The sequence below is a fragment of the Brachyspira hampsonii genome, assembly GCF_002214805.1.
Classification (GTDB): Bacteria; Spirochaetota; Brachyspiria; order Brachyspirales; family Brachyspiraceae; genus Brachyspira; species Brachyspira hampsonii.
The window spans coordinates 2,220,148-2,245,608 of record NZ_CP019914.1 but is presented as its reverse complement, the minus strand read 5'-3'; the positions used below and the strand labels follow the sequence as shown (position 1 = coordinate 2,245,608).

Sequence of the window (25,461 nt, the reverse complement as noted above, 5' to 3'; positions counted from 1 at the left end):
TAAATAATGAAAAAAATGTTAAAATATGGTTTTATAGGTGCTTTTAGAATTATTTTTATACAATTTAGTCTTTCAATATCTAAACAGTTTAATAAACTAAATACACAATTTATCTATTGACATACTAAAAATAATATTATAAGGTTTAAAACTACTATAATTTAAAAATTAAAATACATAATCTATTTAAAGGATATTAATATGAAAACAAAAGAAGAATTAGTTGAATTTCTAAATAAAAAAATTGAAAATAATCAAAATCTTGATGATGCCCATAATTATATTTTCTTAAAGGCATATTTAGAAGATATGATAGAAAAAGAAAAAAGTGAAAATCAATAAGCAAAGTATTTGAGATAGTTATATAAAATTAAAAATTACTAGTAACAATTATGGATATTATACCCTATCAAAAACTTCCAGAAAAAGCAAAAAACTTTATAGAAAAATATTTTTATGATTATTATGTATTTAAGGCAACATTTAATTCATCATACAGTGTTGTATTTAAAGGCGGAAGCTCTGTAAACTTTACTTCAAGAGGTGAATGGACTTCTATTATAGGAAACGGTAATGAGATAGCATTTCCTATAATAGAAAAATTTGCTGAAAATAATATCATAGAAAAAGAAGTAATTAATACTATAAAAGATAAATATACAAATTTTAATATATACAGAATAATAAAAAGAAAAAATAAATATGAAATAGAAATCAACAATAATATTATTATAATAGATAATGCAGGCAATATTTTAAAGACTAGAAATGTATAAAAAATATTATTAATTTGTATTGAAATTTGTATTTTTAAGGTTTATTATATTGATATGAAAAACATATTAATAATAATTTTTATATTAAATTCATTTTTATTTGCACAGTATTACTCTTATACTAATATACCTTCCTTTCAGAAACAAGAATACTTTGTACATAAAGGAATATCCAGCAAAAAGAGTAATGCTCTTATAGTGTATACAGAAACTTCTGTTGACAGTAAAGGCTATTGGAATATTAAAGAAACTTATATCAAAGGCTTTGTTACAAACAAATTAAAAGATCCTTTTCTACTAGAAGAAAACATGATGACTAATATAAGAAAGTCTGAAATGTATTCTATTATAGATTTAGAAAATATGAGAACTGTTTATAACAAAACAATAGATTATTATGATTTCGGAAATATGGAGCATACATTCGATATAAGAGACAAAGTAAACTATACAAATGCAAACGGAGATTTGGCTGTATTTTCTATGTATGGAGTATATCAAATATCAAGAGCTTTCCCAATAGACTCTACAAATCAAATGAATATTGTTATGCCTACAGCTTCTAAAGATAGTAAATTAAAAGTATCGATACTCAATAATGGCTTAAAAAAAATTAAAATAAATAATGAAGAAAAAGAATGCTATGAAATGGAAATAAAACTAGAAGGAATACCTTTTTCAATATTTTTCCCAAAAATAGCCGCATACATTGAAAAAAATGATAAAACTAGAAAAATAATAAAATACAATACTATGACAGGAATGCTGGATACTATGGATATTTATCTTGTGGAAACAGAAAAAAAATAAAATAGGAGAAATAATAATGAGTGAATTAAAAATATACTGCATAAACACAAATATGTATGGTATGAATTCTTATGTAGCAGTAGCTGAAGATGAAGCTATGATTATAGATGCAGCACAATTAAATAACTATGACATTTATAAAAAGATATTGGAAGGAAAAAAACTAGTAAAAGTAATATATACGCATGGTCATTTTGATCATATATCAGGAGCAGATGATATAAGAAGAGAGTTTCCAGATGCTCCTCATTGCGTGCATACACTTGATTATGATTTTTTTCAGGACGGAAGTTTAAATGTAAGCTCATATTTAGGAAGTGTAATTAAATGCCAAAGCCCAGAAATACAATTTAATGAAGGCGATACTTTCAAATTAAAAGATATAGAGTTCAAAGTTATACATACACCGGGTCATACAAGAGGAGGAGTATGCTATTATACTAAAGGACACTTGTTCTGCGGAGATACTATATTTGCTTACGGAATAGGAAGGACAGATTTTCCTACAGGAGATTTTCCTACATTAGAAGAAAGCATATCTCAAAAAGTATTTGCATTAGATGATGACACTTTATTATATCCAGGTCATGACGCTTATGGCATAAAATTATCCCAAAGAAAAAGAATGGGTGTATTTTAATCTCAATACAAAATGATAATAAGTGCAAGCAGAAGAACTGATATACCATCACTGCATACTAAATGGTTTATAAATAGATTAAAAGAAGGATATATAATCACTCAAAACCCTATAAGCAAAAATAATTTTTATAAAATACCATTAAATGAAAATATGGTTGATATAATAGTATTTTGGTCAAAAAATCCTGATATAGAGTTTTTGAATAAAGTAAAAGATTTAGGTTATGAGTTTTATCTGCATTTTACTATTACACCATACAATAAAAATATAGAAAAAAATATTCCTGATAAAGATATCTTAATAAAAAAATTTCAAGATATAAGTAAGTCATTCGGAAAAGAAAAAATAGTTTGGAGATATGATCCTATTATTTTAAATGATGATTTTGATATTAATTATCATATAAATCATTTCAAAAACTTTGCTTATAGTTTAAATGATTATACAGATGAATGCATATTCAGCTTTGTTGAAATATATTCAAAAATAAAAAAGAGTATTAAAAATATAAACAATGATAATAAAGTTTTATTAGTAGAAAATATGAAAAATATATCTGAAAAAAATAATATAAAATTAAAATCCTGCTCTCAAGATTTTGATAATTCCAATATAACAATAGAAAAATCATCATGCATAGATAAAGAAAGAATACAAAAAATATTGGGCTATTCTATAAAAGAAAAAAAAGACAAATCTCAAAGAAAATTATGCAATTGTATAGAAAGTATTGATATAGGAATGTATAATACATGTACTAACGGCTGTATATATTGTTATGCCAATTCAAAAAATATATTAGAAGATTATGATGCAAATAGTAAAATATTATCAGATAAATATTTAAATGATAATATAAATATAAAAGAAAGAAAAATAATTGTTAATGAAAAGAGTAAAGTATTTAAATTATAAATTATGGATAATCTTATGATAAAAGAAACCTCAGAATTTTTACTTTCAAATATAGATGATATAAAAAATAAAACATTAGCAGCAGCATATTCAGGAGGTATTGATTCTCAGGTTATGCTAAATATCGCATACAGATTAAAAGAAAAGTTATCATTTAATTTAGTAATAATACATGTTAATTATAATCTTAGAGGGGAAGATTCTACTAATGATGAATTATTTGCCCGCGAAATGGCTAAAAAATATAATATAGAGATATATGTTAAAGAAATACCTCCTAACAGCTATAATGGAAAAAATATTCAGCTTGAAGCTAGAAATGACAGATACGCTTTTTTTGAAGAGCTTTATAATAAAAAAATATATGATTATCTTTTAATAGCTCACAATAAAGATGATTTAGCTGAAACTATAATTTACAGAATGATTAAGGGGGCTGGAACTAATGTTTATAAAAGCCTTAGAGAAAAAAAAGGATATATTTTAAGACCTATTTTGAACTTTTACAGAAAAGATATTGAAGAGTATGCGTTAAATAATAATCTTGAACATAGAGAAGATGTTTCAAATAAAAAAAATTATTATGCTAGAAATAAAATAAGAAATTTAATCATACCAATGCTTGAAGAGATAAATACAAATGCTAAGAACAATATCATAAGATTTGCCAAAAGAAGCTATGAAGAAACTTATATACTAAGAAAAAAAATTAGTAAATTATACAAAAAAAATATATACGAAAAAAATAAAAAACTTAATATAGAAAAAATAAAAAATATAAAAAGTCTTTTTATAAAAAAAATCATAATAAAACTTTTAGCAAAAAATAATATAGAAATAACAGAAAAAAGAGTTATAGAAATACTAAATATAATAAAATCTGATAAGCCTAATATTAAATTAAGACTTGATAATTTTTATATTATAAAAGAATATAACTTCATAAATATAAAATCTATAGAAAAAAAACTTGATGATATCAAAACAAATAATTTTATAAAAATAGAAAAAGACGGCTTATATATTTTCTGCAATAAAACAATAAAAACAGAAACAGTTTTAAATAAAGATATTAATTATAAAGAAGCTCTGTATATAAAAGCTAAGTACCCAATTATAATAAGAAGCAGAAAAGATGGGGATTTTATATATGCATATCCTAATAATCAAAAAAAATATTTAAGAAAGATTTTTATAGACTTAAAAATATCTTCATATAAAAGAGATACAATACCAATAATAACTTCAGAAGATGATAACAATATTCTGGCTTTATATTTAGAGCCTTACGGATTAAATAGAATATCAAATGAAGAAGCTGTAAGTAAAGAAGATGAATACATATTAAAAATCAGCTTTAATAATGATTGCGATATTAAAAAATCAGAAAATTAAAAGGGATAATTAGAAATGGCATTTTCAGATAATGAAAAAATGATATTTGGAAAAGGTGTAGGCTGTGTTGTAATAAAAGAAGGTAAAGTTCTTTTAGGAAGACATAATTACGGCAGAGGAAATGGTCTTCTCATAATACCGGGCGGATTTATTAATGAAGGAGAACTGCCTGCAGAAGCAGCTCAAAGAGAAGTATTAGAAGAGACTAATGTAAAAGTAATTGCAAAAGAAATAGTATCTATGCGTTTTACTGCTAATGATTGGTATTTGATATTCATGGCGGAATATATTTCAGGGGAAGCTAAAGTTAATGACTCCGAAAATAGCGAAGTTATTTGGCTTGATATAGAAGAGGCTCTTAATAGAAAAGATGTGCCTCCTCTTACAAAAGAAGCAATAAAATCATGTTTAAAATTTATTAACTCTAAAAATAAATATGCCATGAGTATTAAAGAAGATTATGATGCATCAAGGGAAAGAGGTTCTTATGCTTATTATGATTAGATTATATAATTTTTTATATTTTTAATCTATACTGAATCCCCGCCCTATTAGTTTTATAACTAAATATAAATTATTAGATTATTTTTTCTTTATTGCCTAAAAAGAAAAAACATGCCCGCCCAAAATTTTTTTAGATTACAGAACTTTGTAAAACCACGTTTAATTTATAAATGAATAAAAAATATTTACTGCAAAAATAATTTTTATACTTATATAAGTAAACTTACCGTGCGTAAAAAATAATTATTTGCCTATATGAATATTAATCCACTCTATTATTTCTTTTGCAACATCGTCTCTCTGAACATCATTAAGTATTTCATGTCTTCCGTCTTTATAAAGACTTATAGTAACATCATTAAATCCTAATGATTTGTACATGTCATAAACCCATTTTACACCTTTTCCCATATCGCCTACAGGATCTTTCTCTCCAGATATTAAAAGTATAGGAAAATTTTTATCCATAGAAGAATAATTATCCTCATTTGAAATTTTATCAATAAGCTCAAACATCTGTATATATGTCTCTATACTTGCAGGCTTATTTGCAAAATATTCATCTTCCTGAGCCTTTTTAATTTCTTCTTTGTCTGAAGTGAGCCATGCAAAACTAGAATTCTCCTTAGGAAAGAATTTTTTACCGTATCCTCCTACTGATAATTTATCAAGTAAATAAGCTCTTTTTCTTCCTCCAAATAAAGATTTCTGAATATTAGCTATAGTCTTTCCTAAATTTTCTATTCCTTTAGGTTTTCCTCTAGTCCCCATTATTATAGCCCCGTTTAAATCTTTATGATATTTAATCAAAAAACATCTAGTAAGAAAAGAACCCATACTATGCCCCATCATGAAATAAGGCAGATTCGGATAATCAGCTTTAGTATTTACCATCAAATGCTTCATATCTTCTATAATAAGTTCATGTCCGTTTTTATCAGCAATATGTCCTATCTGATCTTTACTTACAGTGCTTCTTCCAAAACCTCTATGATCATCAGCACAAACTAAAAATCCAGCCTTATTTAATTTCTCAGCAAAATCCTTATATCTTCCTGCATGCTCCCCTAATCCATGAACAATCTGAACTATAGCTTTAGGTTTGCAATCTGGTATAAATATATAAGTATACATTCTATGCCCGTCATCTGATATTAAAACTCTATTAAGCATTTCCATAAAAAGACTCCGATAATAAAAAATTGCTGTTGTTAGAAAATTATTTAACTTAACATAATTAATGAGGCTATCGTTATAAATAATAGGATAAATTATATAGCATTTTTTTTTTAATGCAATTAATTTTTACATATTTTAATATAATGAAGCATACCCCAATAGGACATACTTGCAAAAAAATTATTTATATTTTAATATATTCATTATTTTTAAGGAGAGGTTTATGAGAATTATCGATATTAGTTCAAACAAATTGCATTCTGTGCTTTTTATAGTTTTACCTGTTGTATTAATAGTAGGGTTTTTAATATTTTCAAGCGTTACCATAGTTTCAACAGGAGAAGTTGGAATAAGAAGCAGATTAGGAAAAGCAATATCAGAAGAAGAACCAGGTCTTCATTTTAGAATTCCTTTTATAGATACAATAAAAACTATGGAAGTAAGAGAACAGACTGTAGAAAAAACTTATTCTGTATCATCAAAAGATATGCAGACAATATCTATGACTTTAAATGTTCAGTATTCTATAACAGGAGATGCTTTGGACTTGTTTAGAAAATTCGGTACTGATTATAAAAATAAATTAATTAATCCTAGAATATCAGAAAGTCTTAATGCTGTTTCTGCAAGATATACTATAGAAGAGTTTATAACAAAAAGAAATGAAATGGCAGGCGAGCTTTTAAAAGAAGTTATGGCAGATTTTGACAATTACGGTATAACAGTTGCTGCTTGTTCCATTATAGAGCATGATTTCTCTGATGAATTTGATCAAGCAATAGAAAGAAAATTAATAGCTTCACAAGATGCTTTAACTGCTCAAAATGCTTTGGAAAAAGTGAGATATGAAGCTGAAGCTGAAATTACTAAAGCTAAAGGTATTTCTGAGGCTAATAGGATCATGCAGGAATCTTTAACACCTCTTCTTATTCAAAGAATGTATATAGAAAAATGGGACGGTAAAATGCCTCAAGTATCAGGCTCTGGTGTTACTCCTATGATACAAGTAAAATAAATGCTTAATTTTATAAAAAATTTCTTTCACAATGCATCATATTTACTGTTTCCAAATCATTGTATTATATGCGGTAATTTGATGCAAAGTGAAAAGATGAATTATATATGCATAGATTGTATTAATAAAAAACTTGAATATATACATAAAGATGAATATATACGATGTCATAAATGCGGAAAAGTTTTAGAAAGTAAAAATATAAAATGTGTATGCGAAGATGAAAAATTATATTTTGATGAATGCAAATCTATGCTTTATTATGAAAACTATACTAAATATTTAATTCATAAAATGAAGTTTTCTCATAGATATTTAATATGCAATGATTTTGCCTCTATGCTAAGTTATTATTATAAAAATTATATAACAAAATATGATGCTATAGCTTTTGTTCCTTTAGGTAAGAAAAGATTATTAGAAAGAGGATATAATCAAAGCGAAATTATTGCTAAAAGAATATCAAAAATTCTTAATATAAAATTATTAGAAAATATCATAATGCGTAAAAAAGAAACAAAAGCATTAAGTTCATTAAACAGCAAAACCGAAAGAATAAACATGATAAAAAATGCCTTTACTATTAATAGTGATTATAATTCTTCAAACAAAATAAATCTTCTTATAATAGATGATGTACTTACCACGGGAAGCACTTTAAATGAAATTTCCAAAGAGATTAAAAAATTAGAATGCATAAATAAGATAGGCGTGCTTACAGTAGCCCGTGCTTAAATATCTATACTATCAATAATATTCATAGTATCTTTAAAATTCTTTTTAATAGTTTTTAATAGTTCATCAGGTTCTGGTAAATTATCTAAATCCTCTAAAGTTTCATCTTTTATCCAAAAAATATCCAAATTCACTTTATCTCTTTTTATTATTTCATCATAAGTAAATTTTTTGAATCTTTCATTTTCTTTTCTTTTTCTAATATCATCAGCATTATAGCATTTAATAAAATCTTCTAAATCTCCAAAAGTTAAAGGATTGGTAACCAAAGTAAAATTAATATTGGTTCTAAAATCATAAATCCAAATATCTTTAGTTGCCACAGTATTTTCAATAGGAGTAACTTTATCAAAAAATAAAACATTAGCCTTAACCCCTTGAGCATAAAAAATACCCGTAGGAAGTCTTAATATAGTATGCAAATTACAGTTGTTTAATAATTTTCTTCTAACCTTTTCACCAGCCCCGCCCTCAAATAAAACATTATCAGGAAGTACAACAGCAGCTTTACCATTTATAGCTAAAATACTCATTATATGCTGCAGAAAATTTATTTGTTTATTCGATGTAGTTACAGTGAAATCATCTCTGTAATAATCTTCTTTTTCTGTAGAAATTTCCCCATCATCATTAAAAATTTTAAAAGCACTTTTTTTACCAAAAGGTGGATTAGTAAGAACCATTTTATATACCGTATCTGTTTTTTTAGCTAAAGAATCCCCTTGTTTTACAGTTGTATTTCCATCAGCTCCGCCAAGTCCATGCAAATACAAATTCATAGCACATAAACTCACAACAATATGAGTAATATCTATTCCAAACAATGTATCTTCTTTTAATTTTTTCATTTTGTCTTTATCTTTTCCTATATGCTTTTTTATATAATCATAAGCCTCAAGCAAAAATCCGCCCGTACCGCAAGCAGGATCCATAATATTCATATCTATATCAGGTCTCATCACTTCAACAATAGCTTTAATCAAAGGTCTAGGCGTAAAATACTGCCCAGCCCCCGCTTTAGATTCAGTAGCATTTCTTTCCAAAAGCCCCTCATATATAGCCCCCTTAATATCAATACTCAATGATATCCAATCAATACCATCTATAAGGCTTACCATTTTTTTAATATGCACAGGAGTATCAATCTTATTTTGAGCCTTTGAAAATATTACTCCAAGTATCCCCTTTTGCCTTGAAAGATTTTCTAAAGTATCCGAATAATGTTTTTCTAATTCCTCGCCCTCTTTTGAGGCTAATTTATCCCATCTATATTTATCAGGTATAATAGACTCTTCATAACCCTCTTCAAAATTCTGATAATCCATTTTGAGAAAAATCATATAAGTAAGCTGCGAAACATAATCGGTATAAGCCATACCGCTTTGTCTTAAAACCTCAGCAAAATTCCATACTTTAGTAACTAAACTGCTTTCATTCATAGTAAATCCTTTTTAAATTAATTTTCCCTCAAAAGCCTTTTTCAAAATAGCCTGCTTAAGAATATTTAGCTTATCAATATTTTGATTAATATTATTTTGTATATTGTCTATTTTCTCAAAAATATTTTGTATATTATCGGCTATATTTTTTTGCAATTCTATACTAGGTAATTTTATTTTTATCATCTTTAAATCTTCTATATGTAAATTTTTTATAACTCCCCCCTTTACATTTTGTTTTATATCAATATTCAATATATAATTATCAAGCGAATACATTAAATAATAAGAATTGATTATATTAGTATTTGGTTTTAATAGAGCAACACTTACAAACAAACTAAAAATAGTATCTATATTTATTACAGCAGTTCTTCCTATAGTCCCACTTTTAGTAATTAAAACATCTCCTTTTTCAGGATTACACCTTTTATATAAAATATTATGTTCTTCTTCAGAAATATATTTGCAATCATCAAAATGTATTTCTTTATTATAAATATCCTTTACGGAAATGAAAGGAATTCCATTTTTAGTATAAGTTGGAGTTTTATGTGTTCCATCATTAATTTTTATAGTTACATCATTTAAAATTTTTTTTTCCCACTCATAAGGTTCGTAATTACTGCCTTTAGCGAAGCTGTTATTCTCATCAAATGCGTATTTCAAAACCGACTGCTTATACTGTTTGATTTGCTCTTTTATGATATTTAATTTAGTCAAAGCCTCGTCTATTTTCTGGAATTCGCTCTCGATTTTTTCTACTATGAGTTTCTGTTCTTCTAGCGGCGGTAGAGGAAAAATTGAATTTTCTACTTTATCAGTACTAAGATTTTTTACAACAGAACCCGTAGCCATACTAGAAAATTGTCGATATGCAAATTGTGATGACAAAAGATAAAAAAGAAAATCTTTATTATAACATAAATCATATTTACTTAATACTAACCAACCATCGTGTATACAACCATCAGTATTTAATATATACGGCCTTCCAAAACTCATAGAATTTGTCAATAAAAAATCACCGCAATGTACAAATCTACTTCTTGAAATACCTTCTTTAATTATTTTCTCTTTAGTATAATTTATGTATTTACCATTTTTATCTGCATCACTAATTTTTATCCAATTTATACCATCTTCAGAATCAGTTAAATATTTTTTTATTGGTCTAGGAGATCCGCCACGAGCTATTTTTAATATATTACCTAATTTTATCCATTTCCAATTATCTGGGATTTTGAAAGGGATTTCATCTGCGTTTATCGATGATTCTTCTACTATTTCCATTTCAGATTTTTTTTTGACCGACTTCTTTCTGCTCATTATTTGTCCTTATATAAAATGTTTATCATTTAATTTTTTTATCTTATCCAAATATTCATTATACTTTTTTAAACTTTCTTCATCTTTATTTTTTTCATATTTTTTTAAATAAATAAATAAAATTCTATTTAAAGAATTCATATTACAATTATCTATTTTTAGTATTTTATTAAAATATTCTAAAGATAAATTAAAATATTTTTCTTCATTAGTATTTACATATTTATAAGAATATAAAACACCCATATTATATAAACTATAAACATGTTTACTATCAAATGCTAATACTTTACTAAAATAATCTAAAGCCAATAGATAGCATTCTTCAAATCCTGTACTATAATATCTATTAGTATATAATACCCCAATATTTAATAAAACATTTGTATTATCATCATCTATTTCTAATGCCTTATTATAATATTCTAAAGATAAATTATAATAATTCTCTTCATTAGTATTTATATATTTATAAGAATATAAAATACCTATATTAGTTAAAGCATTAATATTTTCATTATCTATTTCAAGTACTTTATTAAAATCATTTAAAGATAAATCAAAATATTTTTCATCTTGACTATATGAATATTTTTTTGAATATAAAATTCCTCTATAACACAAAGTATTATAATGTTTATTATCTATTTCAAGCACTTTATTATAATCATCTAAAGATAAATTATAATATTCTTCATTCATTGTATTTATATATTTATCACAGTATAAAATTCCTCTATTATAAATAGTTAAAAGATCTTTATTATTTATTTCGTATGCTTTATTATAATCATTCAAAGCTAAAATATAATCTTCTTCTTTTTTAAATGAACTATATTTTTTTGCATATAAATTAGCTCTATTACATAAAGATGAAATATGTTTATCATCAATTTTTAATACTTCAGAATAAAGTTTAATAGCTTCATAATAATTATTATTGTTTTTTTCATTGAATGCCCTGTAAAATAATATTAATATTTGCTGCTGTTTTCTTATATCTTCTAATGTTTTTTCTCCCTCTTTTTCTATATTTGAAAGAATTTCTTTAGATTTTACTTCTATATTTTCTATTTCTTCTTTACTTTTTATTGTATCTTCTTTAATGGTATTTATTTCTAATTTTATATTATTTGCCTCATTAATTGTTTCTTCTCTTATATTTTCAAAATCTTTATGCACTTCTTTAATAAACTTTTTATTTTCATCTAATAATTGTTTTTTCATTTTATTCAATATTTTTTGTGAGTTAATCTTTATTTTTTCTATATGTATTTCTGATTGTCTTTGATTTGATTCTAGTATTTTATTATTTGCATATATACCTAATATAGTAAAAATTATCATAATAAATGATAAAAAAGCAAGCCAAAAACTTACGCTATTAATGCCAAAATCATAACTATATTTTAAACTGTCTTTTAACAAATATGTATTTGCTTCTAATGATTTAGATATTATTTCTTCTATTCTATCATCGTTTATATTGGTAATACTGTTTAATGAATTATAAAAATTATTTAAATTCGTTTCATTTAACTGATTAAAACTCTCAATATTTTTTTCAATTAGCATATTATTTTTATCAACATAAAGTTTATAAAAAAATATAAATACTATCAAAAATACCAAGCAAACCGCTATATATATAATACTTATAGTATTTATTGAAAAACTATTTTGATTGTTATTATTTTTATTTGACATTTTTAACCCTTAATAACCAATTATTTAAGATAGTTTAGAGGATATCAAATTAAGTGATAAATCTGATACTACTTCTTCCAAACTTATGCGTTTAGAAGAGTAAAGTTTTTCAAATAAAACTTTAGCCTCCTTATAGCTATGGTTCTCATCTCGCAATGCTTCATGTATCTCTTTTTTATCCGATATATAGCCGTTGCTTATAATATAATTTTTTAATATATTTAATAAAATATTCTCTTCTTCGCTGAACTCTATATTATAATTTTTTTTCTGTCTGCCTTTCCATAATTCAAATCTTCTATTTGCTGCTATACTAAAATCTTCTAATTCATCATATTTGCCTATCACAAAACGAACTAACTGAATTAAATTCGTTATTATATCCTCTGGCTTTTTGATTTTTACTCTTTTTTTATCAAGTATATAATATGACTCCCATACCATAGAAGTTTTTAAAGGAGGCATATTATCAATAAGTTTTTCTTTCAAATCTTTTAATATTTCATAAGTTAAGGCTCTGTCATCGCTTGAATATATTATTTTTAATGCTTCTATGCTGTCCTTATTGCTCTCTATAAAATCTTTAAAACTCTTTACTATTTTATTGGCATTCTCTAAAGAAAAATCTGTAAAGATTACTTCATCTGAATTTATATTATCAATTATAAGATAGCTATTTTTAAATGCTTTTATCAATTCATTTCTAAAATCTGGCTTATAAAAAGGCTTTAATGCCTCATAACGCATATCAGAAATCTCTTCTTCTGTTTTATCTTTTATAATATCAGCATCAACGCTATTATAAATATCGCTGCATATTTCATGCAAAGTTTTTCCGCCTGCAAGTTCTTTTAATGTTTTATATTCGCTTTCTTTTATTTTATTTTGAAGAACTGTCATTCTTGATACTAATGTAGTTAAAACATCTTCTTCTACATTACCGCCGTATTTAACCATTTCTATAATTTGTTCTGTACTTAAACTGCTTTTTCTCTCCAAAGGCTGAGAAAGTGTTTTTTCTGTTTCTGTTACTCCTATAGCATCTATTAAATAATAAAAATCTTTACTTTTAGCATTGGGCGTAGCTGTTTTCAAAGTTTCATTATCTATAGTTCTTACTCCGCGTCCTTTCATCTGCTCATAATACACAGAAGAAGAAACATTTCTCATAAATATCAATACTTCCAAAGGTTTTATATCCGTTCCTGTAGCTATCATATCTACACTTACTGCTATTCTAAAATTAGGCTCACTTTTAAAATCTTTTATCAAACCCTGAGGATTATCTGAAGAATAAGTTATTTTTTTACAAAACTCATTTCCTTTATTAAATACTTCCCTTGCAATTCTTACTATATTTTCTGCATGATTATCATCTTTAGCAAATATTAAAGTTTTAGGTACAAAAGTTGCTTCTCTGTCTGGATAAAGCTGAGTAAATAAGGATTTTTTATAGGCTTCAAGTACTGTTCTTATCTGATTAACTGATACTACTTTTCTGTCTAAATCTTTTTTCTCATAAATAATATCCTCTTCAAGGGTTTCGTATATTTCTCTTCTTGTTTTCTTTTCTACAATAGGAACATAAGTTTTTTCTTTAAGTGAAGCTCCATGTTCTCCTATCTGAGTTTTTATTCTAAATACTCTTTCACCTACATTTATACCGTCAATTATAGAGCGTTCAAGCGGATATTCATAAACTAAATTACCATTAAAATAGGCTATAGTATTTTTTGAAGGTGTGGCAGTAAGTCCTATAACAAAAGCATCAAAATAATTTAAAACCCTCTGCCATTCCCCGTATATACTTCTATGACATTCATCTACTACTATAAAATCAAAAAGCTCTATAGGAAAATTAGGATTATAAGTAATTTCATGTATTATATTATTATTATCCGCATTTTCAAAAGATGATTTATCTTCATTTGCAATATCATATTCTTCTTCATTTCTTAAAATAGAATAAAGTCTTTGTATTGTTGTTATTACTATTTTAGCACTAGAATTATCATCTAAAACATTGTTATCTAAATGTAATACCCCGTAATCTTCTACAAACTTTCTATTGTTAATAGAAAAATTATTAAACTCCTTTTTTGTCTGTTCGCCTAAATTATTTCTATCTACCAAAAATAAAATTCTTTTAGCATTAGCATATTTAATAAGCCTATAAAATAAATTAATAGCCATTATAGTTTTACCAGCACCAGTTGCCATTTGTATTAATGTTCTAGTATTATTCTCACTTAATGACTTTTCTATACTGCTTATTGCATTAAATTGGCATTCTCTCAAATCTCCAATCTCTAATATAGGCATATTATTTTTTAATTTGTTTCTTAAAGTAGAATCGTCTTTTATATATTTTAATAATGTTTCTGCTTTATGAAATGCAAATACTTTTCTTGAACGATAATCTATATCCCTTGTATCTCTAAAATATATTTCTTTGCCATTGCTTTCATATATAAAATGAAGTTCTTCAGAATATGATTTTATATAACTAGGTAATTTATTAGAATATCTTTTAGACTGCTCTTCTACAATACTTAAAGAAGTTCCGTATTTTTTAGCTTCTATAACACCCAATGCCTTGCCTCTATATATAAGTATATAATCAGCTCTTCCATTATCTGACATTACAATCTCTCTTAATGCAATGCCTTTATCTGATGTTATATCAAATTCATCTTTATTAACAACTTCCCAACCTGCATTGATTAGCAGTTTATCTATTTCTTCTCTTGCTCTTTCTTCTGGTTTCATAATATTAATTATATAATATTTAAATAATAATAGAAATATTATTTAATCTCTTTTAAAACTTTCTCTTTCATCTCTAAATCATTCATATATTCAGCACATTTTATAAAATTATCATGTAATGTTTTATAATAATATTCATTATTAAAAGAAGTTTTTATAAATCCCCATAATACTTCTTTATCATATCCTGCCATAATAACTTTTAATATGCTGTCTGCTATAACGATAGAAGCATTGCTATTAGAATCAAAACTCTTTACCTCATCAATATTAGAAATAATCACTTTAGAGGCCTCTTCATATTTTGAAAGCCTTATCAAATTTTCTAAATAAATACTTAAATAAGATATTAAATAAAATAAATGTTTTTTTACAAGCATTTGATTTTGCTTATTTTTATTATAATTATCTTTGTTAATATCATATAATTTTTTATTAGCCTCAAGCTCCCCCTCTTTATTTCCTATTTCTATTTCAAAATCTCTTAATTTCTCTAAGTTAATTCTATCCCATACCTTTATGCTGTTTTTCCACATATCTATTAATTCATAATATAAATCCTTAAAACCCAATTCTAAAGCATAATGTATGCAGTATTCTATATTTAATTTCTCTATATCATCTTCAAACCTTATCTCTTTATCATACCCAATAGCACAATCATTATTTATTTTTTTGCCTTTTCAAATAAATCTTTATTATCTCTATTGTATTTACTTAGAAGAAATGTTAAAGATTCTAATGCTATTCCAACACCTTTATACTTTGAAGTCTCTCTATCTTTTAATTCTTCATTAAATAAATAAATGACTATATTTTTCAAAGCTTCCTTATTCAAAGCCTGAACATTTTTATAATATATAATTGAAAATGAAAGTCTTGCCCTTAATAAATAATTTTTATCAACATTATCTTCCATTTCGCATGAATATTTACTTATTAAATTAATATATTTCTCTTTATCTTCAAAAAAGCTGCCAACTATATTATCAAAATCATTTTGATACATTTCCAAAACTTTTAATAATTTTTCTTGAAATATCTGCATAATTATACTCCTAACTAACTCAAAAAACTATATCAGTAAAAAGCAAATTTGTCAAAGAAGTTTTTATTATAAAAAAATGAGAATTACATATTTAAATTAAGCATTTTATTAATGAATATACCTACCCCATCTTCTTCATTGCTTTTAGTGATATATAAAGCCTTTGATTTTACTGTATCTTCAGCATTTTCTAAAGCAACAGAAATACCGGCAAATTCAAGCATTTCCAAATCATTATTATTATCACCGAAGGCCATTACATTATCAGGTTTTATATTATACTTATTAGAAGATAAGATAATATACAATTCTTCTGCTATTATTTTTAATATAGCGTTTTCACCTATAAACATAAATTTACTGAAAGCAAAATCAGTGATATCATCAAAACCTATAGTATAATTATCTATTTTAGCTATTGATACATAAAAATCTATACATTTTTTATCAAAAAATCCTACATTCCATCTATCAGCTAAAAAACCTTGATGATAAATATTATATTTTTTGTCAATATTGATAAGTTCTTTTCCTATATTGCTATCAAGGTTCTGCTGATATACAATATTATAATATTTATCAGTAATCATAGCACCATTGAATGATATAAGTTCTGTGTCAATATTAAGTTCTGCTAAAAATTTATGAGCAGCAGAGGTAGGTCTTCCGGTTGATAATATTGTTTTTATCCATTTTTTAGATGCTTCTTTTATAACATTTTTATTATATTCACTTATTTGATGATTATTATTTAATAAAGTACCGTCCAAATCGGAAGCTATAAGCTGAATATTTCTCAAAAATTATCTCCAATATTTTGTGTTTTAGAAAATTTTATTTTTTAGTAATAAAAAATAATTTTATAAAAAGGATAAAATCTCCTCTTCTGTAAGGTCTTCTTTTATCATTTTTTTCAATTTCTCATCATTACATAAAAATTCAGCTAATTCAGATATAGCCTCCTGATGCTTATCAGAATTTTCTGCCGCTAAAATAAAGAATAAATATACCTTTTTATCAGTTTTATAAAAATCAACTCCATTCTTCACTTTTAGAAAACTCATTCCCATTTTTAATACGCCATTTTCAGGTCTTGAGTGAGGCATTGCCGCACCGTCAGTAAGTACTACATAAGGTCCGTATTTATATACATCATCTATTATAGACTGAACATATTTTTCTTCTATACTATTATTATCAACTAAGGATTTTGCTCCTATTCTTAAAGCTTCTTCCCAATTTGAAACATTTTCTACTATTTTTATATTACCTTTTAAAAGCTCTTTTAACATAAAAACTCCAAACTTAATTTATTTTATAATAAAATAATTTTTGGATTTATAAATTACAATATAATAAATATTACATCTATAAAAATTCTGATTACAACAAAATTCTTTAAAATAAATTAATATTGTTTAATTATATTAGAAAAGACAAATAATCACTGTATAATAATATCATAGATTTCTAAATCAGTTAATTCATCATACATTATTCTTTTAATTTTTTCACTTTCATTCAATAAATCAGCAATTTCTTCCATTAATCCCTGATGATTATCATTATTTTCTGCCGCCAATGTAAACAATAAAAATACTTTATTCTTTTCATCAAAATCTACTCCGTTTTTAATTTTCAAAAGAGTAATTCCATTTTTTAAAACTCCGTCCTCAGGTCTGGCATGCGACATAGCCATTCCGTCTCCAAGAACAATATAAGGTCCTGTTTCTTTTATATTATTTATAATGCAGTCAACATATCTAGGTTCTATACATTTATTTTCAAGAAGAAGTTCAGCCCCTTTTTTTACGGCATCTTCCCAATTATCAATACTATCAACTATATCTATTTTGTTTTTTATAAGTTCTTTTAACATGAAAAACTCTCCAAATAATAAACTTTTATATATTTTAAAATTATACTTTTATTTTTATTATTTGTCAATTATTATTTTTTATGTACACAAAAGTTTCAAAATACTAAAGTTATGCTATATTTTAATATATAAAAATATAAATTACGATAATAAATTATTAAAATATAACAATTTCTATATAAATAGGTTATATTATATAATGAAAATTATATTTACAAAGAAGCAGAATTTAATTGAGACAAAATAATAGGTATTCCAGATTTAGAATGTATGCGGCTACAACCTTGTTAGCTTTTATGATACCGGCTTTATTCAGTGTATCTATAGTAGTATCTAATAAACAAAAATATTTAGATAATGTTATAGAGTATATAAATAAAGTAAGTCCAATAAATATATATATATCAGATATAAGCATATCCTATAAATTAGAATTAGTTTTGGATAATGTTAAACTATATTCTAAAAATAGTAAGGAAGCTTTTTTTGAAATGGATAGAGCCTCATTAAGATTCAATATTTTTAGAATATTTATAAAGAGAGACCCTTTATATATTTTAAGCGATATAAATGTTAATGATGCTGTATTTTATCCTGTATTAATGGACATGTCTATATTTCAAAATGATAATAATACTAATAAAACATCTTTAGAGGATATAAGGAAAATAGTTGATAGTATAAGCCCTATATTTATGGATAAAAATATTAACATTAATAACTTTTCAACTAAAATAGAAGATAATGATAATATTACAGAAGTATCGCTTAATTCTTTAAATGGCAATTTTAGAAATTATGGTTATTTTCTTTCATATGATATAAATTTACCTGACACTACATTAGTACATTTTTCATTAGAAAGCAAAACTAATTTATCAGAAATTAATTCAAAAATATACGCGAAAGATGAACATGGAGATTTATTTGATTATACATTATTTTTAACTAATGAATATAATATATTAGCGGCAAATTTACAAAATGAAAATAGTTTTTTAAACTTCAAATATGATTTTGATAACAAAGATATAGATTTCTCCGTTACAAATGTAAAAGTAAAAAAAGATACAATATACAAAATTATGAATATAGTTTTGGACACTCCAATAATTTATAAATTTGTAAAATTAGACAATAAAACTATAAACACTATAAGCAATTCTATAAACACATTTAGAGATGCTGAAATAGAAGCAGACGGATACTATTCGATTGAAGAAAAAGAAAAATCTCATATCAATTTTGATTTAAATATCAGAGATAAATTATTTAATGTAATGGTGAATGCTGAGTTAACCAACAACAATATAATACTATCAAATGCTTATATTAATATGTTAGAAGGTGATATTATAGCAAGCGGTATAGTGCCTTTAAATGACCCTGTATCAAGCAAAGTTTCATTAGATATAAACAATATAAAAGCAGGGGCGAACTATCTATCAACAAAAGTACATTTGAAGCCTGTAAATGTAAATGACGATGAAATAAGATCAAGATTTACAATATCATCTCTTAGTTATATCAATACTATGCAAAATCCTATGACATTTGAATTTTTATATAAAAGACCTGAGAAAGAAATATCTCTTAATTTAATAGAAAATATATACGGACAGCCTTTTTATGCCAGCTATTCATTAGATAATAGTAATCCTGTACTAGCTTCTGCTAAAGGTATAATACCGCAGGATATATTTGTTGTATTTTTGGGACAAAATATAATAGACAATTTATCATCTTTAAATATAGAATATACCATGAGTAATGCAATGTATACAGGCGGCAAAGGCAATGTACATGTATTGAAAGCATCATCTAAAAAAATATATACAGAGGAATATTTAGTAAGAATAGGAGCTTCTGCTTATAAAAACACAATAGATATTAATGATATTTATTACAGACTTTCTGAAGACAGCGGAATAAATGCTAATGCCAAAATAGAATACGATAAAAATTTTAATGTAAAAATAAATGGAAATGTTAATACTCCTGCCGGCAATTACGGACTGAATGGTTTCAGTACAACATCTACAAATGGAAGCAAAATAATATATGCCTCTACAGATAATTCAGAAATAATCGCAAACGGAGTAATAGCTACAAACGGAATATTAGATTTAAATATAAAAACTCCTAAAACATTAAGTATAAAAGATATAGATATAAATATGGATGTAAATATTAATAATTATATGCAGCAGCCTTTATATTTATACGGCAATGTTAAGGCTAATAAAAATCTTGCTCCGATATTTGCTTTAAATACACAATTTGAATTATCAAATGAAAGTATAATGTTTACAAATATTATTTTAAATTATGGAGAAAATAGAATAACAGGAGACGGAATATTAAGTTCTGCAGACGGTATAACAAAATTTGCTGCTTTATTAAAAGATGTAGAAAATAACGGAATATTTGCCGTAGACACATCTATAAATAAGAATAATATATACGGTACAATAGCTGTTAATCATCTGCCTTTTGATATAAGCGGTCAGGCTTACGGAGTATTAACTGCTAATGCTACTGTAATAGGTTTAATGAATAATCCTGTTGTTTATCTTGAAAAATTTGATATAAAAGATTTTCAAATACCCGGAATGCAGTTTGATGTTTCTTTAAATGGATATTATAGGGCAAATGAACTTGAGATAAAAGATGTATTAATAACTAAAACAGGAGATTTCGGAACTCTTACAGCAAAACCTTTTGCAAAAAAACAGCAGATAAAAATTCCTTATGCTTATTTTTCAAAAGAACTTCAGAATATGACAGTTGAAGTTGATAATATGAATTTTATGAGTTCATTCTCCGGAACTATAAATTACAATATGAGAAAACTGCCGGACGGCAAAGAGGAATACAGATTACAAACAAGCCCTATTACTATAAACAAAAGAAAACTGCCTGAATTTGGAACTACAGTTATTAAATATAAAAATGATATACTACTTACAAATACTAAAAATCATGGTATAAAAGGTTCTATAATATCAGAAGATGGAAATAAAAGAACTGATTTAGTTTATATATACGATAATGATGATATGCTTAATATAGACGGTGTCATAAAAAATACAAAAAGAGATCAGGTAGACTTATTAGTTACATCCGATATAATAAATGTGGAAATTTTTGAAATATTCAATATCTTATTTACAGAGATAGTTTCATCTCCTACAAATTTCACAGTAGACGGTAAGCCTTATACATTGTACGCCCGTATACATGGTGATGCTGATAATGTAGCAATAGACGGAAGATTTTTAGGACATGGAAAAAGAGTAAAAATATCATATTTCAATGATATATTTGATGACACAATAGTAGATTTCAGTTTTAATGGAAATATGTTTAATGTTAATAATCTAACATTTACTTCTAAAAACAAGAAAAATTTAACAGTAACAGGCGAGGCAGAAATTTTCAAAAATAATATAAATTATATGGCATTTGATTTACTGTCTTCAGATGAGCAGCTTGGACTTTTAGACGGTAATTTAAATTTAGGCATTACTAAAATAAAAGGTCCGGTACATATTGATATTACAGTAGGTGGAAATATGGAAGCACCTAGAATAGGCGGAATACTTACACTTATGAAAAGCGATGTTCAGTTATCTACTCTGGCTTCTGGAAGTACATATAGAGAAAGAGTTTATGGTATATTAAGTAAAATATATTGGGATTTTACTATAGAGGCTTGGCGTCAGGTTAGAGTAGCTCATAATTTAGTAGGAGATGTATATTTGGGAGAAGGTTCTAAAATGAGAGTGTACAATACTCTTCTTGACGGAATAGAACTAGCAGGAACTATAAATGTAGAAAGGGGAAGCATATACTATTTACAGAATGTATATCAGTTGGAAAGAGGTTCTGTAACTTTTCCGAGTGCTAATAGTTTGGATCCTATAATAGAGGCTACTGCTTATACATATAAAAAATATTATCCTTCAACAGTAAGTACATCTTCTCAGTCATTTGAAAATGAATTAACAGGTGAAAGTGTAACTTTATATATGGAAATGAACGCAAGACTCTCGCAGCTAATATCCTCTCAAAATGGAGCATTAAGACCTGTAAGATTCTATACTATACCAGCTTTAGGGCAATATCAGGTTAATCAGCTTGCAGGAATACCTCAAGGAACTTTTGGAAGCCGGGAAGATCAAATGTTTGCAGACAGCACAGCAAATAGAAGCAGTGTAAATGACTATCAATTACAGCAACTTACTATGAATTACAGCGACTTACTATTAAGAAGTACAGTATTAAGACCCGTAGAAAGATGGTTCAGACAGTTCTTAGGTATTGATTATATAAACTTAAGTCCTACAGTAGTAAATAATTTATTATTTGTTACAAACTACAGCAGTATAAATCCTACTTCTGTATGGGATAATACTAGTGTTGGTATTGGTAAATATGTTTCTAAATATTTATATTTGAAATATGATGTTACATATAGAGTTAATGATACAACAAGACCAAGTATAAACGGAAGAAATATAGATCCTTACTATTTTGACCATCAATTTGGTTTTGAAGTATCATTATTAAAAAATTATAAACTTGCAAATTTTGTGTTTGAGTATAAAATAAATCCTTTCGATATAAGAGGAAAAGGACAAGATTTTAATATTGTTACTCGGTGGAGATTTTAGTGAATTTTATTAAGAAAAATTGTATTATTCTATTTTCATTTCTTTTACTTGCGGTATCATTGCTGATATCTGCAGAAAGCGACTTTGAAAATTTACAAACCGCAAGAAATATAGCTGTATATGAAGGTCTTACAATAAATCGTATAGATGTTACAGGTGAAGTAAGAATTACAAAGGAACAAATAATAAATAATTTTCCTATAAAATCCGGAAGTAAATTTCAAAGAACACAAATAAATGAAGCTATCAAAAAATTATTTGATAGTCAGTTATTTGACAGAGTAGCAATAGATGCTAACAGAGAAGGGGACGGAGTAGTTTTAAATATCATAGTAGCAGAAAGGTTTATAATAAAAGACATAGAATATATAGGAAATAAAAGATTAAGCAGAACTGCACTTAATGATGCTGTAAAGCCTATAATGAAAGCTGGGGATCCTTATATACCGCAGAAATTAAATGATGCTGTTAATGCTATTATAACTAATTATCAGGATAAAGGATACTTAAAAGCGTATGTTGAGCCAAAAGTGATAGAGAACAAAGATAATTCTGATGTTTTAATACAGATGAATATAGTAGAAGGTAATGAAGTTAAAGTTGCCCACATAAGATTCCATGGAAATACTCACTTTACAGATAATGAATTAAAAAGACAAATGTCAACTAAAGAAAATGGGTTTATGACACTTGGAAAATTTAATGAGTTTACATTTGATGGAGATAAAGATAAAATTGTTAAGTATTATGCTGACAGAGGATATTACAGAGCTAAAGTTGATAATGTAAAGTTTACATATCAATGGAGAAATCCTGAGATAAAAAATGAGCAGGATTTAATAATAGATATATATCTTACAGAAGGAGATAAATATTATTTTGGAGATATAGGATTTAAAGGAAACTTTATTATATCTTCTGATAATATACAAAAAGATATAAAATCAAAAAAAGGGGCATTATACAATTATTCATATCATATGGCAGATTATCAGGGTATACAAAATAAATACTCTGAAAGAGGATATATATTCAGACAAGTTATACCTGTAATTAATGTTAATGAAGAAAATAAAATAGTAAATATAATGTATGACATAGTTGAAAATGATAAAGTACATATAGAAAATATTACTATATCCGGAAATACAAAGACTAAAGATTTTGTTATAGAAAGATATGTAGATATAAAACCGGGAGAAGTATTTAACACTACAAAAATACAAAGAGTACAGGAGAGATTATATAATACTCAATTCTTTGATAATATTAATTTAGGAGTAAAACCGGGTTCTGCTGAAGGACTTATGGAATTAAGTTTGAATGTAACTGAAGGAAGAACTGCTATGGTATCCGGAGGCGGCGGTTTCTCTACAGGTTCAGGATTTAAAGTATTCGCTTCTATTAGAGAGAACAATTTCTTGGGAAGAGGTTTGCAGTTAGGATTAAGCGGTGAATTAGGACAGCAGCAAAAGCGTATAGCGGTTAATTTTGCAGAGCCTTATTTACTTAATCTGCCTATATATTTGGGTATTGATTTATCATACTTTAATGAAGGAGTGAATACAGGCTATGAAATAGGTACAGATCAATTCGGAATACCTAAATACTCATACTATACTAGACATGGTTTTGAAGGTATAGTAAGACTTGGTTATTATTTTGCTGATTATTATTCTACATTCATAACATTTGATACTATAGTACAGCAGTATCAGCAATGGTATGATCAGGGAGCCAGCGATGCAGGACCTAATTATGTTCTTAGCGATGTAAAAAAATATTTGACCCACAGAGTTAATAAAAAAGACGGTTCATTTGAAAGATGGGAAAGTGATTGGTTTACAACATTTATTGTTTCATATTCTTTAATTAGAGACAGCAGAAATGATTATCTGAACCCTACTAGAGGAAGTTTCTTAAGAGGTATGGTGGATTTCTATTTTGGGCATACACAGCTTATGAGATTAAGTGCTACAGGATTTTTGGCTGTTCCTGCTACAGATTGGCTGTCGTTTGCATTCTATGGGGAATTAGGACAGATAATTGCCACTCCGGGACTTTCTTTGAAAAATGATGCCGATGTACTTTATTATCTTAACCCATTTGAAGATGTACGCGGTTGGGATACTTCTAAATACACTATATTTAAGAAAAACAGAGGACTTTCCACTTATGATATGAAAGGGGAAAACAATTCTACAGATTCTTGGAGTTACGGAAGAGCTAAAGTTAGATTCTTTGCGGAACTTCGTATACCTATTGTTCCTAAAACTTTAGGATTTGTTACTTTCTTCGATGCAGGACAATTATGGATGCCTTACAGTACAGGATGGAATCAGGACGGAGATGCTCATACTTATCCTTCCCAATTTATGAAAATTGAAGATATATTTGATCCTTCTCAATATATATATTCTGTAGGATTCGGATTTAGGCTAACAATACCTATATTCAACATAAGATTCTATGTTGCTAAGAGATTCGTTTATAACAAAAATGATGTTGGTTTTGGTAAGGGTCTTCAGGACTTTGAAGGGGATACTTTCACGCCTCTTGGTGCTTGGCTTGGAAGAGGATGGGGAATTGCATTTACTATGAATCACCCATTCTATTAAAAATATATAAAAATAATTTTATTA

Annotated in this window: 21 protein-coding genes; 11 read left to right on the top strand and 10 right to left on the bottom strand. The window is 26.1% G+C overall.

Going from position 1 to position 25,461, the window contains the following annotated elements:
- Positions 1-201: 201 nt before the first annotated feature.
- From BHAMNSH16_RS14320 to BHAMNSH16_RS09810, 7 genes are read left to right on the top strand one after another with little or no spacing between them, the layout of a single operon-like run.
- Positions 202-342, top strand: a complete 141-nt coding sequence (locus tag BHAMNSH16_RS14320; protein WP_164071390.1) for a hypothetical protein — start codon at positions 202-204, stop codon at positions 340-342.
- Between the two features lie 50 nt (positions 343-392).
- Complete coding sequence (locus BHAMNSH16_RS09835; RefSeq protein WP_069731669.1) at positions 393-776, top strand: PepSY-like domain-containing protein; 384 nt, start codon at positions 393-395, stop codon at positions 774-776.
- Positions 777-830: 54 nt separating this feature from the next.
- A complete protein-coding gene (locus tag BHAMNSH16_RS09830; RefSeq protein ID WP_069731668.1) occupies positions 831-1,586 on the top strand; it encodes a hypothetical protein in 756 nt (251 codons plus the stop codon).
- Positions 1,587-1,602: 16 nt separating this feature from the next.
- Positions 1,603-2,226, top strand: a complete 624-nt coding sequence (locus tag BHAMNSH16_RS09825; RefSeq protein ID WP_039955007.1) for an MBL fold metallo-hydrolase — start codon at positions 1,603-1,605, stop codon at positions 2,224-2,226.
- A gap of 12 nt (positions 2,227-2,238) precedes the next feature.
- The gene (locus tag BHAMNSH16_RS09820; RefSeq protein WP_069731667.1) at positions 2,239-3,144 is read left to right on the top strand and encodes a DUF1848 domain-containing protein; all 906 of its coding nucleotides are present in this window, start codon (positions 2,239-2,241) and stop codon (positions 3,142-3,144) included.
- A 15-nt stretch (positions 3,145-3,159) separates the two neighbouring features.
- Positions 3,160-4,539: a tRNA lysidine(34) synthetase TilS gene (tilS, locus tag BHAMNSH16_RS09815; protein ID WP_069731666.1), complete on the top strand. Its 1,380-nt coding sequence runs from the start codon at positions 3,160-3,162 to the stop codon at positions 4,537-4,539.
- A gap of 15 nt (positions 4,540-4,554) precedes the next feature.
- Positions 4,555-5,043, top strand: coding sequence for an NUDIX domain-containing protein (locus tag BHAMNSH16_RS09810; protein ID WP_008731620.1), 489 nt, complete (start codon positions 4,555-4,557; stop codon positions 5,041-5,043).
- 243 nt (positions 5,044-5,286) lie between these two features.
- Here the strand turns inward: BHAMNSH16_RS09810 and BHAMNSH16_RS09805 are convergent, their stop codons facing one another.
- Complete coding sequence (locus tag BHAMNSH16_RS09805) at positions 5,287-6,222, bottom strand: alpha/beta fold hydrolase (protein WP_008731621.1); 936 nt, start codon at positions 6,220-6,222, stop codon at positions 5,287-5,289.
- Positions 6,223-6,445: 223 nt separating this feature from the next.
- On the opposite strand from BHAMNSH16_RS09805, the gene BHAMNSH16_RS09800 reads away from it, so the two are divergent.
- A complete protein-coding gene (locus BHAMNSH16_RS09800) occupies positions 6,446-7,237 on the top strand; it encodes a prohibitin family protein (protein WP_008731622.1) in 792 nt (263 codons plus the stop codon).
- Positions 7,238-7,972, top strand: a complete 735-nt coding sequence (locus tag BHAMNSH16_RS09795) for a double zinc ribbon domain-containing protein (RefSeq protein WP_008731623.1) — start codon at positions 7,238-7,240, stop codon at positions 7,970-7,972.
- Here BHAMNSH16_RS09795 and BHAMNSH16_RS09790 read toward each other — a convergent pair.
- The 9 genes from BHAMNSH16_RS09790 to BHAMNSH16_RS09755 all read right to left on the bottom strand — a co-directional run bounded on the left by BHAMNSH16_RS09790 (position 7,969) and on the right by BHAMNSH16_RS09755 (position 18,143).
- Positions 7,969-9,411 carry a class I SAM-dependent DNA methyltransferase gene (locus BHAMNSH16_RS09790; RefSeq protein ID WP_008731624.1) on the bottom strand — a complete coding sequence of 481 codons (1,443 nt, stop codon included), beginning with the start codon at positions 9,409-9,411 and terminating at the stop codon, positions 7,969-7,971. The genes BHAMNSH16_RS09795 and BHAMNSH16_RS09790 overlap by 4 nt on opposite strands.
- Before the next feature lie 12 nt (positions 9,412-9,423).
- On the bottom strand, positions 9,424-10,740 hold the full coding sequence (locus tag BHAMNSH16_RS14315) for a restriction endonuclease subunit S (protein ID WP_008731625.1): 1,317 nt from the start codon (positions 10,738-10,740) through the stop codon (positions 9,424-9,426).
- A 9-nt stretch (positions 10,741-10,749) separates the two neighbouring features.
- The gene (locus BHAMNSH16_RS09780; protein WP_069731665.1) at positions 10,750-12,447 is read right to left on the bottom strand and encodes a hypothetical protein; all 1,698 of its coding nucleotides are present in this window, start codon (positions 12,445-12,447) and stop codon (positions 10,750-10,752) included.
- Positions 12,448-12,471: 24 nt separating this feature from the next.
- A complete protein-coding gene (locus tag BHAMNSH16_RS09775) occupies positions 12,472-15,216 on the bottom strand; it encodes a type I restriction endonuclease subunit R (protein ID WP_069731664.1) in 2,745 nt (914 codons plus the stop codon).
- A gap of 38 nt (positions 15,217-15,254) precedes the next feature.
- On the bottom strand, positions 15,255-15,752 hold the full coding sequence (locus BHAMNSH16_RS14615; protein ID WP_241033600.1) for a hypothetical protein: 498 nt from the start codon (positions 15,750-15,752) through the stop codon (positions 15,255-15,257).
- A gap of 131 nt (positions 15,753-15,883) precedes the next feature.
- Positions 15,884-16,264, bottom strand: coding sequence for a hypothetical protein (locus tag BHAMNSH16_RS14610; RefSeq protein ID WP_241033599.1), 381 nt, complete (start codon positions 16,262-16,264; stop codon positions 15,884-15,886).
- 83 nt (positions 16,265-16,347) lie between these two features.
- Positions 16,348-17,064, bottom strand: a complete 717-nt coding sequence (locus BHAMNSH16_RS09765) for a Cof-type HAD-IIB family hydrolase (protein ID WP_069731662.1) — start codon at positions 17,062-17,064, stop codon at positions 16,348-16,350.
- Between the two features lie 60 nt (positions 17,065-17,124).
- Complete coding sequence (locus tag BHAMNSH16_RS09760; protein ID WP_008729146.1) at positions 17,125-17,556, bottom strand: PTS sugar transporter subunit IIA; 432 nt, start codon at positions 17,554-17,556, stop codon at positions 17,125-17,127.
- A gap of 152 nt (positions 17,557-17,708) precedes the next feature.
- Positions 17,709-18,143 carry a PTS sugar transporter subunit IIA gene (locus BHAMNSH16_RS09755; protein ID WP_008729145.1) on the bottom strand — a complete coding sequence of 145 codons (435 nt, stop codon included), beginning with the start codon at positions 18,141-18,143 and terminating at the stop codon, positions 17,709-17,711.
- Between the two features lie 296 nt (positions 18,144-18,439).
- Between BHAMNSH16_RS09755 and BHAMNSH16_RS09750 the strand changes: the two genes are divergently transcribed.
- Both BHAMNSH16_RS09750 and bamA read left to right on the top strand, forming a co-directional pair.
- Positions 18,440-22,819, top strand: coding sequence for a translocation/assembly module TamB domain-containing protein (locus tag BHAMNSH16_RS09750; RefSeq protein WP_069731672.1), 4,380 nt, complete (start codon positions 18,440-18,442; stop codon positions 22,817-22,819).
- Positions 22,819-25,437 carry an outer membrane protein assembly factor BamA gene (bamA, locus tag BHAMNSH16_RS09745; protein ID WP_008729142.1) on the top strand — a complete coding sequence of 873 codons (2,619 nt, stop codon included), beginning with the start codon at positions 22,819-22,821 and terminating at the stop codon, positions 25,435-25,437. Before BHAMNSH16_RS09750 ends, bamA begins: the two co-directional genes overlap by 1 nt.
- Positions 25,438-25,461: the final 24 nt, after the last annotated feature.

What these genes read in the sequence shown, in the direction of transcription:
- BHAMNSH16_RS14320 (WP_164071390.1), top strand. Translation starts at nt 202, where the DNA reads ATGAAAACAAAAGAAGAATTAGTTGAATTTCTAAATAAAAAAATTGAA.
- BHAMNSH16_RS09835 (WP_069731669.1), top strand. Translation starts at nt 393, where the DNA reads ATGGATATTATACCCTATCAAAAACTTCCAGAAAAAGCAAAAAACTTT.
- BHAMNSH16_RS09830 (WP_069731668.1), top strand. Translation starts at nt 831, where the DNA reads ATGAAAAACATATTAATAATAATTTTTATATTAAATTCATTTTTATTT.
- BHAMNSH16_RS09825 (WP_039955007.1), top strand. Translation starts at nt 1,603, where the DNA reads ATGAGTGAATTAAAAATATACTGCATAAACACAAATATGTATGGTATG.
- BHAMNSH16_RS09820 (WP_069731667.1), top strand. Translation starts at nt 2,239, where the DNA reads ATGATAATAAGTGCAAGCAGAAGAACTGATATACCATCACTGCATACT.
- tilS (WP_069731666.1), top strand. Translation starts at nt 3,160, where the DNA reads ATGATAAAAGAAACCTCAGAATTTTTACTTTCAAATATAGATGATATA.
- BHAMNSH16_RS09810 (WP_008731620.1), top strand. Translation starts at nt 4,555, where the DNA reads ATGGCATTTTCAGATAATGAAAAAATGATATTTGGAAAAGGTGTAGGC.
- BHAMNSH16_RS09805 (WP_008731621.1), bottom strand. Translation starts at nt 6,222, where the DNA reads ATGGAAATGCTTAATAGAGTTTTAATATCAGATGACGGGCATAGAATG.
- BHAMNSH16_RS09800 (WP_008731622.1), top strand. Translation starts at nt 6,446, where the DNA reads ATGAGAATTATCGATATTAGTTCAAACAAATTGCATTCTGTGCTTTTT.
- BHAMNSH16_RS09795 (WP_008731623.1), top strand. Translation starts at nt 7,238, where the DNA reads ATGCTTAATTTTATAAAAAATTTCTTTCACAATGCATCATATTTACTG.
- BHAMNSH16_RS09790 (WP_008731624.1), bottom strand. Translation starts at nt 9,411, where the DNA reads ATGAATGAAAGCAGTTTAGTTACTAAAGTATGGAATTTTGCTGAGGTT.
- BHAMNSH16_RS14315 (WP_008731625.1), bottom strand. Translation starts at nt 10,740, where the DNA reads ATGAGCAGAAAGAAGTCGGTCAAAAAAAAATCTGAAATGGAAATAGTA.
- BHAMNSH16_RS09780 (WP_069731665.1), bottom strand. Translation starts at nt 12,447, where the DNA reads ATGTCAAATAAAAATAATAACAATCAAAATAGTTTTTCAATAAATACT.
- BHAMNSH16_RS09775 (WP_069731664.1), bottom strand. Translation starts at nt 15,216, where the DNA reads ATGAAACCAGAAGAAAGAGCAAGAGAAGAAATAGATAAACTGCTAATC.
- BHAMNSH16_RS14615 (WP_241033600.1), bottom strand. Translation starts at nt 15,752, where the DNA reads ATGTGGAAAAACAGCATAAAGGTATGGGATAGAATTAACTTAGAGAAA.
- BHAMNSH16_RS14610 (WP_241033599.1), bottom strand. Translation starts at nt 16,264, where the DNA reads ATGCAGATATTTCAAGAAAAATTATTAAAAGTTTTGGAAATGTATCAA.
- BHAMNSH16_RS09760 (WP_008729146.1), bottom strand. Translation starts at nt 17,556, where the DNA reads ATGTTAAAAGAGCTTTTAAAAGGTAATATAAAAATAGTAGAAAATGTT.
- BHAMNSH16_RS09755 (WP_008729145.1), bottom strand. Translation starts at nt 18,143, where the DNA reads ATGTTAAAAGAACTTATAAAAAACAAAATAGATATAGTTGATAGTATT.
- BHAMNSH16_RS09750 (WP_069731672.1), top strand. Translation starts at nt 18,440, where the DNA reads ATGATACCGGCTTTATTCAGTGTATCTATAGTAGTATCTAATAAACAA.